The sequence below is a fragment of the Streptomyces acidiscabies genome (assembly GCF_020010905.1).
In the GTDB taxonomy this organism is placed as follows: Bacteria; Actinomycetota; Actinomycetes; order Streptomycetales; family Streptomycetaceae; genus Streptomyces; species Streptomyces acidiscabies.
This window is the reverse complement of the sequence record NZ_JAGJBY010000001.1, coordinates 4,854,645-4,871,561: the sequence shown is the minus strand read 5'-3', so window position 1 is coordinate 4,871,561 and position 16,917 is coordinate 4,854,645. Positions and strand designations below refer to the sequence as shown.

The following is a 16,917-nucleotide window of genomic DNA, read 5'->3' as shown; positions in this document are numbered from 1 at the left end:
GGAGCCGTTGTGGCCCCGCCCTCGTGCGCGTTCGGTCCTAGCGGCCCCACGCCCACTTCAGGCGGTCCGCGCCCGACGTGTTCGTCGTGGCCAGCCAGGGGTTCGCCGCCGGGCCCGTCAGGGTCTGGAGGGAGTACGTGTCGCCCGTGCGCAGGCCCGGCCAGTAGACCGAGCCCATGTGGAGCTGGCGGAAGACGTCCGTGTCGGCCTGGATGAAGGAGATCTCGTTGTTGCCGACGTTGGAGCCGTTGTAGTCGAGGCCGCTCGTCATCGTCGCGCCGAACTCGTCCGCCACCGTGCGGTACGCGCAGTCGCCGAGGCGGGTCTTGAGGTCGGTGACCCACTCGTCGTAGGTGCGGTTGCCCCAGAAGCCGTAGTGGTGCAGGGAGAGGTACGTACCCTTGAGGCGGGGGTCCGCGCAGACGGAGACGACGCTGTCGTTGTAGCCGCTGCCGCTGACGAAGATCCGGTTCTTCGGGATCTTCGGGAACGTGCCGATCCACTTCGCGGCGAGGTCGGCCCACTCGGTCGGCGTGTAGCCGTGCGGCTCGTTCATCGGCTCGAAGTACACGAGGCTGTTGTGCCGGAACGCGCTGGTGACCGTCTTCCACATCGGCCAGTACGTCGCCGTGTCGTCGATGAACCCGTCCTTCTGGGCGCCGGAGCCCTCCCAGTAGGAGACGATGACCTTGAAGCCCTGGCGGGTCGCCGCGTCGATGACCGCGCGGTAGGAGTGCCAGTAACTGCCGTTCACCGTGTACGGGTTGATCGGGATGCGTACGGTGTTGGCGCCGAGGTTGGCCCGGAACGCGGAGATGATGCGCGTCGCCTTGTGGTACGTCTGCGCGTACGTGTCCGACAGCGACAGACCCGACAGCACGACCTCGTCGTTGGCGTAGTTGTCGCGCGGGTCCGCCCAGTTGACGCCCTTGAACTGGCTGGTGTTCGGCGCGGGCGCGGCGTGCCGGTCGGCGGCGGACGCCGGGACACCGGCACCGAGCGCGGCGACACCGGCGAGGGCCACGGCGGTGGCGATCAGCGAACGCGTGCGGGGGCGCCGGGAGTTACGGGAGCGCAGGGGCACGGCAGTACCTTCTTACGGGATGAACGCGGCTCGGCGTCAGGCTTGACCTGGGGTGATCAACGCGGTGTGAGTCTGGGGCGGGGTGCGCGAGGTTGTCAAGGACGTTGCGGGGAGATTTCGGAAAGCGCTTACCCTCCGGTGGTGGAGCCGTTGTCGGTGGTCGCTGCCGGCGTTCGCGACGTGACGGAAAGGGAGCGGCGGGTCGCCCTCGACCATGTCCGACGCTCGTCGCGGAGGCACCGCTGCGCGGGAGCATGACGATGCCGGTGTGGGCGGGGACGCGGCGCGCACGCCGGGGGACCTCGACCGGGTCGCCCTGGAGGACGATGTGGGCGTCGATCCCCTCGACCCGTACCCGTGCGCCCGGCTCTTCAAGGGAGTTGGAGTCTCGTCTCTGAATTGACGCACCGTCACGCGAACGTGGGGGTGAGGGAGGCGGTGACGAGTTCCGTGCGGGAGCGTGTGCCGGTTCTGGCGAAGAGGCGGGAGAGGCGGCGGGACGCCGCGTTCTCGGTGAGGTGGAGGACTCGGGCGATCTGGCGGGTGGTGAGCTGTTCGGTGAGGAGCGTGGTGAGGAGGTGGTCGTTCTCGGTGGTGGCCTGTCTGCGGCCGGGGACGGCAAGTCCGGCTTCTCGTAGGGCAGTTCTCGTGTGGAAGCGCCACAGGGACGCGCCGGTCCGGCCGAACACTTCGTACGCCTCGTGCAGCACCGTCGCCGGGACCGCGCCCGCCGTGGCGGCGGTCATCAGGGTGGTCGCCGTCTCGAACGGCAGCCCCCGGCGGCGGGCGAGGTCCACGGCCTCGCGCAGGTCGCGGTGGGCGGTCGCTTCGTCGCGCAGGACTCGGGCCGAAGTCAGCAAGTACAGCAGGCGGGTTCGGTCGGTGCCGGTCTGCCGGACAAGGTGCTCCAGGCGCCGTAGGCAGTCCGCCGCCTCGCGGTCGCGTCCCGCCCGTGATGTCAACTGAGCCAGCAGGGACCACAGTTCGTCCGTGCCGTGGGCCTGGTCGTGCGCCCGGGCCCGGTCCAGGCCGGTGCGCAGGGTCCGCTCCGCCCCGTCCAAGTCGCCGAGAGCCATGAGGAGTTCGGCTTCCGACGCATGCAAGGCGCCGTGCGGCGGGGTGCCTTCAGGGCCGTGGGCGTCCCGTACCAGGTGGAGGGCGGTGGTGACGCGGCCCTGGGCGAGGAGGATGGCCGCCGTCCGCGCGGGGAGCAGGGTGCTGTCCGCGACCGGGGTGGACTGGATCTCGCGCCCGGCCAGGAGCCGGCGGGCCGATTCCAGGGCCTGGTCCCACCGGCCCGTGAGGTGGTCGTGAAGGAACCGGGTGAGCGGCGGCAGCACGGGCACGGTCAGGCCGGTGGTCGTCAGCAGGGCGGTCGTGCCGACGAGGTCGTAGCGGCTGAGGAGGTTGTCGACCATGCCGCCGGCCAGCGAGTACACCTTGCCCGGGGGGAGTTGGGGGGCGTCGTCGAAGGCCAGTGCGCGCCGGTAGGGTTCCGGGCGGCCGAGGCCGAGTTCGGCCGTGGCGAGGCAGACGACGGGTACGGCGCGGGCGCGGGGGTCGGTGTTCCACACCGTCTCGGTCGTACGGAGCAGGTCCTCCGTCTGCCGCCACCGCGAGAGGTGGCACAGGGCGAGGGCCCGGCCCGTCACCTTCGCGAGGGCGGGGATCGGCAGGACGTCCCACCAGTGGGCGGTCCCGAGGCGGGACATCGCGGACCAGTCGCGCTGGTTGGCCGTGACCGCCACGATCAGGCAGGCGGCCTCCTGGAGGTCGAGGTCGCTCAGCGTCGGTCCCGGGTCGCGCAGCAGGGATTCGGCGGCGGTCCGGGCGGCGGGGTAGTCGCAGGCCAGGTAGGCGGTGATGCCGTACTGCTGGAGGACGAGGTCGCGGGCGTCGGCGTGTTCGGTCAGGTCACGGGCGGCCCGCAGCCAGCGCAGGACCCGGCCGTCGTCGGTGCCGGGCCGTATCTGCCGGGCGGCGTCGGTGAGTTCGGCGACGGCGCGTTCTCGGTCGACCAGGCTGCCGGCGTCTGCGCGGTAGGTCTGGACGGCCGTGCCGTCTAGGAGGGTGCCCGCGTTCGCGTGGTGGGCCGGGGTGTCCGTGGGGTCGCGGAGGCTGGGCTCTGCGCGGTGGGCCGAGGTGTCCGTGCCGCCAACGGGGCCGGGCCCGGCGTCCTCGCGGTGCGCCGAGGTGCCGGGCTCCGGGTCCGCGCAGTGAGCCGGGGTATCGCCAGGGCCAGGCTCCGCGTCCGCGCGGTGCGCCGAGGTCTCGCCAGGCTCCGATGCGCCGTCGTTCCAGAGGACCTCCACCGCGACCGCGGACAGCCTGCTGCGGCGTACCGGGCTCATCCGCTCGCGGACGGAGTGCGCCGTCAGCGGGAGGCGGAAGGGCCTGCCCGGGGCCTCGTCGACTATGCCCGCCTCGGCCAGGCTGCGGGCACCCTCGTGGACCGCCTCGATGGACAAGCCTGTGCACTCCGCGGTCAGTTGAAGGGCCTGCTCGCCGAGTGGTCCCAGGATGCTCAGCGCCGCGGCCACCGTGCGCGCGGGCTCGCCGAGCCGGTCCAGGGCCGTGAGGAAACGGTCGTCGTCCGGCAGCACCGGCACCGTCGCCCTGGAGGGGACGAAGGCGTGGCCGTCGGCGACCCGGATCACGTCCCGGCGCGTCCACGCGGTGAGCAGGGCCTCGACCGCTCCCGGGAGGCCGCGCGTCAACTCGCCGATCTGCCGGGACAGTTGGGTGTCCGCTTCGGCCTGTAGCCAGCGCGCGACCAGGGCGTGGGTGTCGTGGGGGCTCAGCGGGTGCAGGACCATCACGTCGGCCGAGGGCCCGTCGAGCAGCGGCGCGTTCCCGTCGGCGGGCGCGGAGGTGTCGGGTCTCGCGCCGTCCCAGCTGGCCGCCGACGCCATCAACCACACGCCGGGAACCGCACCGTCCCGACTGGCCCCCGACGCCACCAGCCGCACACCGGGAACCGCGCCGTCCAGGCAGGTCGCCGACGCCACCAACCCCTCGCCGTCCCGGCCGACTTCCGACGCCACCAACCCCGCCCCGTCCAGGCACGCTCCCGACACCACCAGCCGCACACCAGGAACGTCGACCCGCCCCAACGCAGCCAGAGAGCCCGAATCGGCGTACTGAACGTCGTCGACAAGCACCGTCACCGGCGCACACCGAGCAAGGTCCGCCCGCAACAACGCCTCCATCCCCGCCCGATCCCCCCGGTCCACAGCCGTCAACGCCTCCGCGACCGGCCCCCGCCCCCGCACCGCCATGACCACCCGCAACGCCAGCAACAACGGCCGGTCGGCATCGCCGGGAACGCAGTCCACCGCGTACACCGCACCCCCGCGCGCCCGCAGCCGCTCACCCGCCGCCCGCAGGAACGCGCTGCGCCCCACGCCGTGTTCACCCCGTACGAGGACGAAACGCGGGCCGTCGGAGTCGCCGAGCAGACCGTCGAGCCGCTCCAACTCCCGTTCGCGGCCGAGCAGACGGGCGTCGGTGCGGTCCATACGGGCGGGCCTGCCCCAGCGGGCCAGTTCGTCGGTGTGCGACCCCACTTGTCACCCTCCGGTTTCCGAGATGTGGCTCCGACCCTACGAGCCGCGCCGGAGAGATGATCTTCATCCGGGCAGCGGGAACGGAGTACGGCGAGGTGTCGTCTTCCCCCGGGGGCGACCACGAGGAACGGGATGGCAGGGTGCGGGAGCGGCGTGGGGCGGTCGTCGGCAGGGACGGCGAGATCCGGACACTGACGGACGCACTTCGGGCCACCGGCGGAGCGGCGCGTGTCCTGCTCGTCACCGCCGGGGCCGGGATGGGCAGGACGACCGTCCTGGAGGAGGCGCGGCGTACGGCGGCCCGGGCCGGGACGGCGGTGGTGGGGGTCGGTCCGGCGGGCGAGGGCGACGCGGCATGCGGCCTGGTCCTCACGAACCCGGACGACCGTCTGGCCGGACTGCCGGGAGCCGTGAGGTCGCGGTTGCGGGCGGCGGGGCGGGTCGGCGGGGTGGAGGGGCTGTCCGCGCTGTCCGGGGCGCTGGCCTCGGCGGCGCGCCGGGTGCCGCTCGCGCTGGTCGTCGACGACGTCGACCGTCTACCGCCGTACGCCGCCGACGCGTTGGGGCTGCTGCTGCGGGTCTTCCGCCCGTACGGCGTACCTGTGGTGATGACCGCCGGTCACGCGCGGCCCCCGGCCGACCACGTCCTCGAACTTCCCCCGCTGCGCCCGGCCGACGTCGCCGGGCTGGTCGACCTCCACGTCACCCGGCGGTTCGGCCGCCCGGCCGATCCCGCGCTGGCGGACGCGGTGTCCCTGGCCCTGGGCTCACTGGCGGGCAACCCGCGCGCCGTCCTGTCCGTCCTCGGCACCCTGGACGAGCGGGAACTGCTGGAACTCGACGGCCTGATGTGCCTCGCCCGCCCTGCGAGTTGCCTGCGGCTGGCCGTCGAGGACGCGTTCCCTCTCGGGTTCGGCCGGTCCCACGAGCCGCCGTACTCCGGGACCGTCGAGGCCGCGATCGTCACCGCACGTGTGCTGGACCACGCCGAGGTGCATGTCGACGACGCGTTCCGGATGACGCCGTCGGCCGGTGCCCGGGCCCTCGAACGCAGGCTGGACCGCCTGATCACGGACGGGGTGCTGGCCGCCGACGCCCGGGGCCGCCTGTCGTTCGCCGTCCCGGCCCTCGCGGCGACTCTGCGGGCCTTGCCCTTCGCCCGCGACGTCCAGGCCAACTCCGCCCGGTACGTCACCTCGCTGGCGGAGCGGATCGGTGCCGAGGCCACCGGGCGCGGCCATCCCCGGCTGGCCGACCGCGTCGCGGAGTCGGGCACGCGCGTACCGAACTCCGTCGCCGTACCCCTGCTGCTAGCGGCGGCCCGCGAGGAGGCCAGGACAGACTGGCACCGCTCGGCCCGCGCGTACGCCGCCGCACTCACCCGACTCGCACCGGACGATCCGCGTACGCCGGGTGTGCTCAGGGAGGCGAGCGGCCTGAGCCTGCGGCACGGGGACCACGAGGGGTTGCTCACGCTCGGAAAGCCGCTGTACGCCGTCCTGGACGCGTCACCCACGCCGGGCCTGGAGGGCGTCGCCGCCGCGCGGGCGTGGGCGGCGCTCCACCAACACCGCATGCCCGACGACGAGTTCCCCGCCGCAGGCGAACTGGCGGCGCTCGGCGGCCTGTACGGCATCGGCCCACTCACGTCCGGACGGGTGCGGGTTGCCGACCAGACGTCGGAGGCCGGGGCCGGGCGCTGGCTGACGGCCGCCGACCACACGCCGGAAGCCGTGAAGGGGCGCCCCCTCACAGCCGCCAGCCACACACCGGGCACCGACCCCGAGCACCCCCTCACACCCCGGCACCACACCCCGGAGTCCGTTCCCGAGCACCCCCTAACCCCCTCCGCCAACCACCCCCCACACCCCCTCACCCCCCTCCCCTCCCCCACCGAACTCCGCCTAGTCGCCGCCGCGTTAGGCAGCCGTACCGAACTGGACCGAGCCCGGCGCCAGTTGCCCGTCGATGCCCTCGACGCCGGGAGTCTGGAGCGGCTGCGGCAAGCCGCCGCCCATGCCGATCTGTCCGGCGCGTTCGCCGCCGTCCTCGGTGATCGGTATGTCACCGCGGCGGACAGTGTCGCCGCCCAGTACCGGGGCATGGTGCGTGACCATCTCGCGGGGGACTGGGACGCCGCGCTCGCGACAGCCCGCCGTATCGAGGTGCGCAACACTGCCGGCACCCCCTACCCCGCGCGGGCGCTGGCCGCGGAGATCCACTGTGCGCGCGGGAACCTCGTACACGCCCGTACGTGGCTCGGTCTGGTCCCCGACAGCCTCACCCACCCCCTGGCGGGCCGGGCGCGGCTGGCCGTGCGGTACTGGTCCGGCGGGGCGGAGGAGGCGTTGGAGGGGGCCTGGTACGACGCGCGGCGGGCGCGGAAGGACGGGCAGCTCGCCGGGGTCGAGCGGCTGCTGCTGGGGATTCTGTCGCTTGCCGCCCTCGACGACCGACCGTACCTGGTCCAGCAGGTCGTGGAGGAACTGGAGACCCTGCACGAGGAGGCGGACGCGCCGCTGACCCACGAGGCGCTCCTCCTGGCACGCGGCCTCGCCCACCACGACACGGACAGCGCGCTGGCCGCCCACCGGATGATCGAGCGGCGGGGCGACGCCGACCTGCGCGTCCTGTGCTGCATGTGCCTGACGCACATCGCCGACGACCCACAGCCCTGGCTGGCGGATGCCGTACGCGAGGCCCGCCGCCTCGGTCTCGGGGGCCCGTTCCGCACCGCCGCCCACCGCGCCGCGCGCGTACGCGGCATCCCTCTCCCGCGTCTGCGCCGCGCCGACGAGAAGCTGAGCGACGCCGACGCCAGGCTGTTGCGCATGGTCAGCGACGGCGCGACCAACCGGCGGATCGCCGCGGAACTCGCGTGCAGCCACAAGACCGTGGAGCAGCGCCTGGCGCGGCTGTTCCAGCGCACGGGCTGCCGCTCCCGGACGGAGCTGGCCGCCTTCTGGCTGAACGAGAACCTCACGCAGCCCCGGACGGCCGCCGACCCGACGGACACCGGCCGGTGATCCCGGACCGGTCCGCACGGACACTGTTCGGGCACCGTCGGCCCGTCTCGCTCGGCGGCGTACGCGTACTGGTCATCGGGTACGGGCAGGTCACGTACCCGGCACACCCCGTTCCCCCGCGAAACCCCCGTTCCCCCTCACAAGAACGCCGATCCGGACCCCCCGTCGGGAGAGTACGGCCGACGCCCGAGCGGACCCGCGCCGATCGGTGGGGCCTGGATGATGCGGGCCAGATCGCGCTGTATCCCCTCCGCCTCGGCTCGGACCTGGGCCGGTATGTCCCCGCGCTCGGCGACGAGGCGGTCGAAGATGGGGGTGTAACTGAACACGTCGAGTCTGTTTTCCTGCCTGGTAGGCCCAGAGCACACAACTGGGCGGTGTGGCGCATACGGTGCTGAGCCTACGGGGTGGATCACGGCCCGCGCCCGCCGCCCTGATCATGTCTACGTCACCCCCACACGCCGGGAGAGCCTGTGACACCCCGTCACCCGGCGGGAACCGCGAACCCCTCACGCCTCCCGCAGCATCCGCCACCCCGGCGCATAGTTGCCGTGCAGCACCAGCGACGCCGCCCCCACCGCGCCCACCGTCTCCCCGATCACGCTCGCCTCGACCGTGATCCCCCGGATCGTCCGCGCGACGGACGTCCGGTTGACCGCCGCCTCGATCTCCTCCCGCATCAGCCCCTCGATCCCCCGCAGCGCCTCGCCCCCGAGGACGATCCGCCCCACGTCCAGCAGGCTCGTGGCGCCCCGCGCCGCCTGTCCGATACGCCGCGCCGCGCGCCGTACGACGTCGAGGGCCGCGTCGTCGCCGGAGCGGGCGGCCTTGCGCAGGGCCTTCCAGTCGAGGTGGACGGAGTCGGGGCCGCCGATGAGGCCGAGACCGGCGGCGGTGTCGGGGCCGTGGCGCTCGAAGAGGTCCTCGATGATCGCGGCGGGGCTGCAATAGGGGCCGAGGCAGTCGTTCGCGCCGCACTGGCAGACCCGGTCCCCCGGCTCGACCGGCATGTGCCCGAACTCCCCCGCGTTCCCCGAGTCCCCGTGCAGCACGGTGTTGTCGAGGACGATCCCGGCCCCGATCCCGGTCCCGAGGTAGACGAAGAGGAAGCTCCCGGCCCGCTGGGCGCCCCCGATCCACCGCTCCCCTATGGCCGCGGCGGTCGCGTCGTTGTCGAGGGCGACCGGCAGCCCGGTGGCCGCCGCGAACATCTCGGTGAGCGGCACCCGCCCCCACCCGGGAAAGTTGGGCGGCGAGACGACGGCCCCGGTGCTCCCGTCGAGGGGCCCGGGCGCCGCGATGCCGAGCCCGAGGAGCCGCTCGCGGTCGACGCCGGAGCGCTCGACGAGCCGTAGGGCGGCGCGGGACACCCGGTCCACGATGCCGGCCGGGTCCCCGGGGTCGGTGAGTCTGAGCCGCCTGCTCCCCACGACCTGCCCCGCGAGATCGACGACGACGATGACGGCGACGTCCGGATCGAGGTGCACACCGACCGCGTACGCCCCGTCCGCCCGCAGCGACAGCAACGTACGCCGTTTGCCCCCGTTGGACGGCGCCTGCCCGGACTCGACGACGAGCCCGGCGTCGAGGAGCTTGCGGACGACGTTGGAGACGGTCTGGTTGGTGAGGCCGGTCAGCGCGGCGAGCTCGACGCGGCTGATCTCCCCGCCCGTACGGACGGCGTCGAGGACGACCGCCTGGTTGTAGCCACCGACGCGCGGCAGGTTCGTCCCGCTCGGCGTCGACACCGGACTCCCCTGGGGCACGCCCGCCCCGTCCGTCACACTCTGTGCCCGCGTCTGCTGCGTCACCCGTACCACCTGGACCCCTCACCTCGGCCGGCCGCTCCCCCAGAGCGCGCCGCAGGCCGAAAGTTTACACACCGGAAGCATTGACTTAATCCATCAATTGGATTTAGCTGACGCCCATCAAATCCGGTCGCATGGTCCGGGTGATGTGGCGCCGAGGCCAGGTCAGAGCGGCGCACCCACTCGCCCCTGTGGCCGGAAAGAGCCGTAGAACATCTCGTCATTCCCCAGGTTTCGCGCTCCGGAGGAACCACTGTGCGCACGAGAATCGTCACCGCCGCGGCGTTCACCGCCGCCACCGCACTGGCTGTCACCGCCTGTGGTTCGGGTTCGTCAGGCAGCTCGTCCAAGACCGTCAAGGTCGTCTACTGGCAGAACCTGAACAGCACGGTCAAGCTCCAGGCGAACTTCCTCGCCTCCGCCGTGAAGGAGTTCCAGGCCGCCAACCCCGGCACCAAGGTCCAGCTGGTCCCGGTCACCGCCTCCGAGAACGACTACTACACGAAGATCCAGCTCATGATGCGGTCCCCCTCGACCGCTCCGGACCTCATCTACGAGGACACCGCGCTGATCAACTCCGACATCGCGGGCGGCTACCTCAAGCCCCTCGACACCTACACCGCGCAGTGGGCCGACTGGTCCCAGTACGCGGCGGCGGCGAAGGGCGCGGTCACGGGCGCCGCCGACGGCAAGGTGTACGGCGTCCCGGACAACACCGACACGCGCGGCATCTGGTACAACAAGCAGCTCTTCCAGAAGGCCGGCATCGCCGTCCCGTGGCAGCCGAAGACCTGGGCCGACGTCCTGACGGCCGCGCGCACGATCAAGGCGAAGCTCCCCGGCGTCACCCCGCTCAACCTCTACACCGGCCAGGCGGGCGGCGAGGCGTCCTCGATGCAGGGCTTCGAGATGCTCCTGTACGGCACGCAGGCCGCCGGGAACTCGCTGTACGACGGGGCACAGAAGAAGTGGGTCGTCGGCAGCCAGGGCTTCAAGGACTCCCTCGACTTCGTGCACACCGTCTACAACGACGGCCTCGGCCCGGCCAAGGAGCAGGCGCTCGGCGCCAACTTCGGCACCACGGTCGGCACGGAACTCATCCCCCAGGGCAAGCTCGCGATCGACATCGACGGCTCGTGGATGCCGAACAACTGGGGGACGACGAGCCCGACGCCGTGGAAGGAGTGGAACTCGGTGATGGGGACGGCCGCGATGCCGACCCAGAACGGCCAGGCGCCCGGCGCGACCAGCATGTCCGGCGGCTGGGCCTGGTCGATCCCGGCGAAGGCCAAGAACGCCGACCTCGCCTGGAAGTTCCTCTCCGGGACGCTCCAGACGAAGGCCAACTCCACGAAGTGGAACGTCCTCAACGCGACGATCGCCGTGCGCAACGACGTCGCCGCCGACCCCGAGTACCTGAAGGCCGTCCCGACCAACAAGTTCTTCACCGGACTGGTCGCCGACACCCACTACCGCCCCGGTCTGCCCGAGTACAACCAGGTCTCGACGGCGATCCAGAAGGCGATGGAGTCGGTGACGACGGGACAGGCGTCCGCCGACAAGGCCGCAGCCACGTACGACAACGATGTCAAGTCGGCGGTCGGCGGTGACCACACGGTCGAGGGCACCAAGTGACCGCCGTCTCCCCCCTGGCGCCCCGCGAGAAGCGCTCTCGCGGGGCCGCCCCCTCGCCCGTCGTCCGCTCGCTGCTGCGCGGGCTGCCGACCGTCCCTGCGGTGATCCTGCTCGCCGTGTTCCTCGCCGGTCCGATCGCGTACTGCGTCTACTACGCCTTCACGGACATGCAGTTGACCGGCACGTCCGGCACGGACTTCGTCGGTTTCGACAACTTCACCCGCGCGTTCAAGGACGACGACTTCCTCAACGCCGTGAAGCTGACGCTCGTGTTCGTCGTCGGCTCGGCCGTGGTCGGGCAGAACACGCTGGGCCTCGCGCTCGCGCTGATGATGCAGAAGGCCAGCAAGCCGGTCCGTTCCCTGATCAGTGGCGTCGTGATCGCGGCCTGGGTGCTGCCCGAGGTCGTCGCCGGGTACCTGATGTACGCCTTCTTCTTCGACCAGGGCTCGCTGAACTCGCTGCTCGACGCGATCGGCCTGCCCACGCAGAACTGGCTGTACACGATGCCGATCCTGGCGGTGTGTCTGGCCAACGTGTGGCGCGGTACGGCCTTCTCGCTGATGGTGTTCACCGCCGCCATCAACGACGTACCGGCCGAACTCACCGAGGCCGCCGAGATGGACGGCGCGAACGCCTGGCAGCGGCTGTGGCGGGTGACCCTTCCGGTGATCAGGCCGACGATCCTGACGAACCTGATGCTGATCACCCTCCAGACCCTGTCGGTCTTCGGGCTCATTTACACGATGACGCGCGGCGGTCCCGGCAACAAGAGCGAGACGCTGCCGATCTTCATGTACCAACAGGCCTTCCAGAACAGCCTGATCGGCTACGGCACGGCGATCGCGCTGGTGCTGCTCGTGGTCGGCGCGCTGTTCTCGATCGTGTACATCCGCCTGCTCAAGATGGAGGACGACTGATGGCCGCCCTCGCCACTCCGCCCGCCGCGACCGTCAACAAGGCTCCTGCTGTCAGGAGTTCGCCCCGACGGCGCTTCAAGCTCGGCAAGCTGTCGGTGAACGTCGTCCTGCTCGCGGTGTCGGTCCTGTACGTCCTGCCGCTGCTGTGGATGCTCCTCGCCTCCGTCAGCGACCTCAACACCTTCCAGCTAAAGCTCCCCGGCTCCCTCACGCTGGACAACTTCGACGCGGTCCTCAACGTCGACACGACCTTCCGCCCGATGCTCAACAGCCTTCTGCTGTGCGGTTTCGGTACGGCGATCACGGTCGCGGCGTCGATCCTGTGCGCGTACCCGCTCTCGCGGTACCGGTCGCGGGTGCGGCGACCGTTCCTGTACACGATCCTGTTCTCGACGGGGCTGCCCATCACCGCCGTGATGATCCCCGTCTACAGCATGTTCGTGCAGGTCAACCTGATCGACTCGATGCCGGGGACGACGCTGTTCCTGGCCGCGTCCTCGCTGCCGTTCGGGATCTGGCTGATGAAGAACTTCATGGACGGCGTGCCGATCGTCCTGGAGGAGGCGGCCAGGATCGACGGCGCGAACACGATGCAGGTGCTGTGGCGGGTGGTGCTGCCGCTGATGCGGCCCGGGGTCGTCGTGGTCACCATCTTCACGTTCATCGGCATGTGGGGGAACTTCTTCGTCCCCTTCATCCTGCTGCTGTCGCCGGAGAAACTCCCCGCGTCCGTCAGCGTGTTCACGTTCCTCAGCGCTCATGACCAGACGCAGTACGGGCAGTTGTCGGCGTTCTCGATCATCTACTCGCTGCCGGTCGTGATGTTGTATCTGCTGCTGGCCCGCAAGCTGGGCGGCGGGTTCGCGCTCGGCGGCGCGCTCAAGGGCTGAACTCCCTCCGGCTTCACAGGTTTTCGGCTCAGGCCGCCCCCCCACTTCTTGCGACGGAGATCCACATGCACAACGACCGTGACGTCACCGAACAGCGGCTGCGCCGGGTGCTGGAGGAACGCATCCGGCCCGCCGTCCACGCCAGAGCGGTACCCCTCTCGGTCGAGGCGTGGGATGTGCCGGGTGAACCGGTGCCGGTCGGCGAGGGGTTGGCCGCGCCCTTCCGTCCGGTGAAGGTCGGCGACCCGTGGGGACCCGCCTGGACGACGAGTTGGTTCAAGGTGACCGGGACCGTACCGGCCGAGTGGGCGGGCCTGCCGGTGGAGGCGGTGCTCGACCTCGGGTTCGGCACGCACTCGGCCGGCTTCTCCGCCGAGGGCCTCGTCTACCGCGCCGACGGCACCGCCGTGAAGGCCCTCAACCCGCGCAACACCTGGCTCCCGGTCACCGAACAGGCGGAAGGCGGCGAGGAGTTCACGGTCTTCATCGAGGCCGCCGCCAACCCGGTCGTCATGCACACCGGCCAGGACCAGGTGACGTTCACCCCGGTCACGGTCGGCGGCCCGGCCCCCTGGCTCGGCGACCCGGCGGCCGACCCGGGCGCCCCGGTCTACCGCCTGCGCCGCATGGACCTGGCCGTCGTCGACCGCGAAGTCCACGAACTCACGCAGGACTTGGACGTCCTCGGCCAGCTCATGCACGAGCTCTCCCCGGCCGACCCGCGCCGCTGGCAGATCCTGCGCGCGGTCGAACTCGCCCTGGACGCCATCGACTTGCGGGACATCAGCGGTACGGCTCCGAAGGCCCGGGAAGCCCTCCGACCGGCTTTGGACTCCCCCGCGCACGCGGGCGCCCACCGCGTCACCGCCGTCGGCCACGCGCACATCGACACGGCGTGGCTGTGGCCGCTGCGCGAGACGGTCCGCAAGGTGGCCCGCACGGTCTCCAACGTCACTCAACTCATGGACGACCACCCCGAGTTCAAGTTCGTCATGTCCCAGGCCCAGCAGCTCGCCTGGCTCAAGGAGCACCGGCCCGAGGTGTACGCGCGCGCCCAGGAGAAGGCGAAGACCGGGCAGTTCCTGCCGACCGGCAGCCTCTGGGTGGAGCCGGACACCAACATCAGCGGCGGCGAGGCGCTGGTGCGGCAGTTCGTGCACGGAAAGCGGTTCTATCTCGACGAGTTCGGCGTCGAGACCGAGGACATGTGGCTGCCGGACACCTTCGGCTACAACGCGGCCCTCCCCCAGATCATGAAGCTGGCCGGGGTGAAGTGGTTCCTCACGCAGAAGATCTCGTGGAACACGACGAACAAGTTCCCGCACCACACGTTCTGGTGGGAGGGCATCGACGGCACCCGTATCTTCAGCCACTTCCCGCCGGTCGACTCCTACAACGGCGACCTCTCCGGCGCCCAAGTCGCCCACAGCGTCCGGAACTTCCAGGACAAGGCGCGCGCCAACCACTCCCTGATCCCCTTCGGCTACGGCGACGGCGGCGGCGGTCCCACCCGGGAGATGCTGTCCCGCGCCGAGCGCATGAAGGACCTGGAGGGCGCGCCGCGCGTCGAGATGGACGGCCCGCTGGAGTTCTTCCGCAAGGCGCACGCCGAGTACGAGGCGAACGGGGGCGCCCCCGTCTGGTCCGGCGAGCTGTACCTGGAGTTCCACCGGGGCACGCTCACCAGCCAGTTGGCCACGAAGCAGGGGAACCGGCGCAGCGAACACCTGTTGCGTGAGGCCGAGTTGTGGGCGGCGACGGCGGCGGTGCGGGAGGGGACGCCGTATCCGTACGAGGAGTTGGACCGACTGTGGAAGACGGTGCTGCTGCATCAGTTCCACGACATCCTGCCGGGGACGTCGATCGCATGGGTGCACCGGGAGGCGGAGGAGACGTACGCGCGGGTCGCGGGGGAGCTGAACGGGGTGATCGGGGTGGCGCTGGGGGCGCTGGCCGGGGAAGGGGAGGGGACGGTCGTCTTCAATGCGGCTCCGCATGCGCGGGGTGGGGTGGCGGCGTTCGGGGCGGTGGTTCGGGAGGGGCGGCCGGAGGCGCCGGTGGCACCACAGCCGGGGTCGGTGGCCGGGTCCGGTGAAGTGCGGTCCGATAATCCGACCTTCGTCCTCGACAACGGCATCGTCCGCGTCACCATCGACTCCCGCGGCCTCGTCACCTCCGCCTACGACCTCGAAGCCGACCGCGAGGCCCTCGCCCCCGGTACTGTCGGCAACCTCCTCCAGCTCCACCAGGACTTCCCGAACCAGTGGGACGCCTGGGACCTGGACGTCTTCTACCGCAACACCGTCCGCGACCTCACCGAGGCCGAGTCGGTCACGGCGACCGAGGACGGCGTCCACGTGGTCCGCGTGTTCGGCGACTCGCGGATCGAGCAGACGCTGACCCTGCCCGCCGGTTCACGCCGCCTGTCGGTCGACACGGTCGTCGACTGGCACGAGCGGGAGAAGGTCCTCAAGGCCGCGTTCCCGCTGGACGTCCGCGCCGCGCACTCGACCGCCGAGATCCCCTTCGGTCACGTCGAGCGCCCCACGCACACCAACACCACCTGGGACGCAGCCAAGTTCGAGATCTGCGCGCACCGCTACCTGCACGTCGGCGAGCGCGACTGGGGCGCGGCCCTGGTCAACGACTCCTCGTACGGCCACGACGTCACCCGCGACGTCCGCGCCGACGGCGGCACGACCACCACGGTCCGCCTCACCCTGCTGCGCGCGGCCCTCTTCCCGGACCCCGACCAGGACCAGGGCACGCACCGCCTGTCCTACGGCCTGCTGATCGGCGCCCAGGTCCCGGACGCGGTGCGCGAGGGGTACCGGTTCAACCTGCGCGAGCGGGTCGTCGCCGGTTCCGCGACGGTCGCCCCGCTGGTCGCCGTCGACGACGACGGCGTCGTGATCGAGGCGGTCAAGCTCGCCGACGACCGCAGCGGCGACGTGATCGTCCGCCTCTTCGAGTCCCGGGGCACCCGCGCCCGCGCCACCCTCACGGCCGGCTTCCCGCTCGCCTCCGCCACCGTGACCGACCTGCTGGAACGCCCGCTGGAGGGCGAGTCGGTGGAGCACGGCGGCAACGAAGTGCGGTTCTCCCTGCGGCCGTTCCAGATCCTCACGCTACGGCTGGGCCGCTAGCGGTATCCGCTCCAGGACCCCTCCCGCGAACACGTCGTACAGCGGGAGGGTCTCCAGGTGCACGTACCCGATGTGGCAGTCGCACACGGCGAGCGGGCACGCGCGCGGCTGCAACGCGGCCCGGTAGGAGCCGTCGTAGAGGTTGCCGAGTTCGGCGCGGACGAAGTGGCAGCGCCGTACGGTCCCCTCGCCGTCCACCGAGATCACCGACTCGCCGGTGCGGCACGGGAGTCCTGCGCTGGGGTGCGGGCGGCGGCTGTACGGGAACAGCGGGTCGAGGCCGGTCCAGTCGGCGGCGGAGGCGTCGTCGTACGTGTGGCCCTCGGCGGCGTTCACCCACAGGTAGACGTGGCCGGGGAGGTCGGCGCGCAACTGTCGTGCCGCGTCGAGGTGTTCGGGCAGGCCGACGATGCCGACGCTGTACCGGATCCCCTTCGCCGCGAGGTCGTGGCACTTCGCGAGGAAGCGGTCGTACGGGGTCTGGCCGGGGTGGTAAGTGCACCACAGGGCAAGGGTGTCGGGCTCTGCCTCGGTCAACCAGTCGGTGCGGCAGCTGAGGTTGGTCTGGATGGCGACGCGGCGGACGTGCGGGAGGTGGGACAGGCCGACCAGCGCGCGGCGGTACCAGGAGCGGGTCAGGCCCTCGCCCCAGGGGGTGAAGAGGATCGACAGGCGGTCGTCGGTCTGGGCGTGCGCCCACTCCGTGAAGCGGTCCAACGCGGCGCGGTCCGCCCGGAGTCGGTCCGTGCTGTCGCGGCGCTTCGCGAACGGGCAGTAGGGGCAGTCGTAGTCGCAGGAGGCGAGCGGGCCCCGGTAGAGCAGGGTGAGATCCATCGCGGCGG

The 16,917-nt window shown here is 71.5% G+C and carries 11 protein-coding genes; 6 read left to right on the top strand and 5 right to left on the bottom strand.

Going from position 1 to position 16,917, the window contains the following annotated elements:
* Positions 1-37: 37 nt before the first annotated feature.
* Positions 38-1,084, bottom strand: coding sequence for a glycoside hydrolase family 5 protein (locus J8M50_RS22325; RefSeq protein WP_010356195.1), 1,047 nt, complete (start codon positions 1,082-1,084; stop codon positions 38-40).
* Between the two features lie 214 nt (positions 1,085-1,298).
* On the opposite strand from J8M50_RS22325, the gene J8M50_RS22320 reads away from it, so the two are divergent.
* Positions 1,299-1,487 (top strand): hypothetical protein, encoded by a 189-nt coding sequence (locus J8M50_RS22320; RefSeq protein WP_059045241.1) that lies wholly within the window; start codon positions 1,299-1,301, stop codon positions 1,485-1,487.
* A 7-nt stretch (positions 1,488-1,494) separates the two neighbouring features.
* Here J8M50_RS22320 and J8M50_RS22315 read toward each other — a convergent pair whose 3' ends face one another.
* On the bottom strand, positions 1,495-4,650 hold the full coding sequence (locus J8M50_RS22315; protein ID WP_010356196.1) for an AAA family ATPase: 3,156 nt from the start codon (positions 4,648-4,650) through the stop codon (positions 1,495-1,497).
* Positions 4,651-4,706: 56 nt separating this feature from the next.
* Here J8M50_RS22315 and J8M50_RS22310 point away from each other — a divergent pair, with 56 nt between their 5' ends.
* Positions 4,707-7,676 (top strand): helix-turn-helix transcriptional regulator, encoded by a 2,970-nt coding sequence (locus tag J8M50_RS22310; RefSeq protein WP_010356197.1) that lies wholly within the window; start codon positions 4,707-4,709, stop codon positions 7,674-7,676.
* Positions 7,677-7,813: 137 nt separating this feature from the next.
* Here J8M50_RS22310 and J8M50_RS22305 read toward each other — a convergent pair whose 3' ends face one another.
* Both J8M50_RS22305 and J8M50_RS22300 read right to left on the bottom strand, forming a co-directional pair.
* Positions 7,814-8,005 carry a hypothetical protein gene (locus tag J8M50_RS22305; protein ID WP_010356198.1) on the bottom strand — a complete coding sequence of 64 codons (192 nt, stop codon included), beginning with the start codon at positions 8,003-8,005 and terminating at the stop codon, positions 7,814-7,816.
* A 180-nt stretch (positions 8,006-8,185) separates the two neighbouring features.
* Complete coding sequence (locus tag J8M50_RS22300) at positions 8,186-9,487, bottom strand: ROK family transcriptional regulator (RefSeq protein WP_223786243.1); 1,302 nt, start codon at positions 9,485-9,487, stop codon at positions 8,186-8,188.
* 252 nt (positions 9,488-9,739) lie between these two features.
* Between J8M50_RS22300 and J8M50_RS22295 the strand changes: the two genes are divergently transcribed.
* The 4 genes from J8M50_RS22295 (at position 9,740) to J8M50_RS22280 (ending at position 16,075) form a co-directional block, all read left to right on the top strand.
* Complete coding sequence (locus tag J8M50_RS22295) at positions 9,740-11,119, top strand: extracellular solute-binding protein (protein WP_010356200.1); 1,380 nt, start codon at positions 9,740-9,742, stop codon at positions 11,117-11,119.
* Positions 11,116-12,039: a carbohydrate ABC transporter permease gene (locus tag J8M50_RS22290; RefSeq protein WP_010356201.1), complete on the top strand. Its 924-nt coding sequence runs from the start codon at positions 11,116-11,118 to the stop codon at positions 12,037-12,039. Before J8M50_RS22295 ends, J8M50_RS22290 begins: the two co-directional genes overlap by 4 nt.
* Positions 12,039-12,929 (top strand): carbohydrate ABC transporter permease, encoded by an 891-nt coding sequence (locus tag J8M50_RS22285; RefSeq protein WP_010356202.1) that lies wholly within the window; start codon positions 12,039-12,041, stop codon positions 12,927-12,929. Before J8M50_RS22290 ends, J8M50_RS22285 begins: the two co-directional genes overlap by 1 nt.
* 65 nt (positions 12,930-12,994) lie before the next feature.
* A complete protein-coding gene (locus J8M50_RS22280; RefSeq protein WP_010356203.1) occupies positions 12,995-16,075 on the top strand; it encodes an alpha-mannosidase in 3,081 nt (1,026 codons plus the stop codon).
* Here J8M50_RS22280 and J8M50_RS22275 read toward each other — a convergent pair.
* Positions 16,058-16,909, bottom strand: a complete 852-nt coding sequence (locus J8M50_RS22275; RefSeq protein WP_010356204.1) for an STM4011 family radical SAM protein — start codon at positions 16,907-16,909, stop codon at positions 16,058-16,060. The genes J8M50_RS22280 and J8M50_RS22275 overlap by 18 nt on opposite strands.
* Positions 16,910-16,917 lie beyond the last annotated feature (8 nt).

What these genes read in the sequence shown, in the direction of transcription:
- J8M50_RS22310 (WP_010356197.1), top strand. Translation starts at nt 4,707, where the DNA reads ATGATCTTCATCCGGGCAGCGGGAACGGAGTACGGCGAGGTGTCGTCT.
- J8M50_RS22280 (WP_010356203.1), top strand. Translation starts at nt 12,995, where the DNA reads ATGCACAACGACCGTGACGTCACCGAACAGCGGCTGCGCCGGGTGCTG.
- J8M50_RS22320 (WP_059045241.1), top strand. Translation starts at nt 1,299, where the DNA reads ATGTCCGACGCTCGTCGCGGAGGCACCGCTGCGCGGGAGCATGACGAT.
- J8M50_RS22285 (WP_010356202.1), top strand. Translation starts at nt 12,039, where the DNA reads ATGGCCGCCCTCGCCACTCCGCCCGCCGCGACCGTCAACAAGGCTCCT.
- J8M50_RS22275 (WP_010356204.1), bottom strand. Translation starts at nt 16,909, where the DNA reads ATGGATCTCACCCTGCTCTACCGGGGCCCGCTCGCCTCCTGCGACTAC.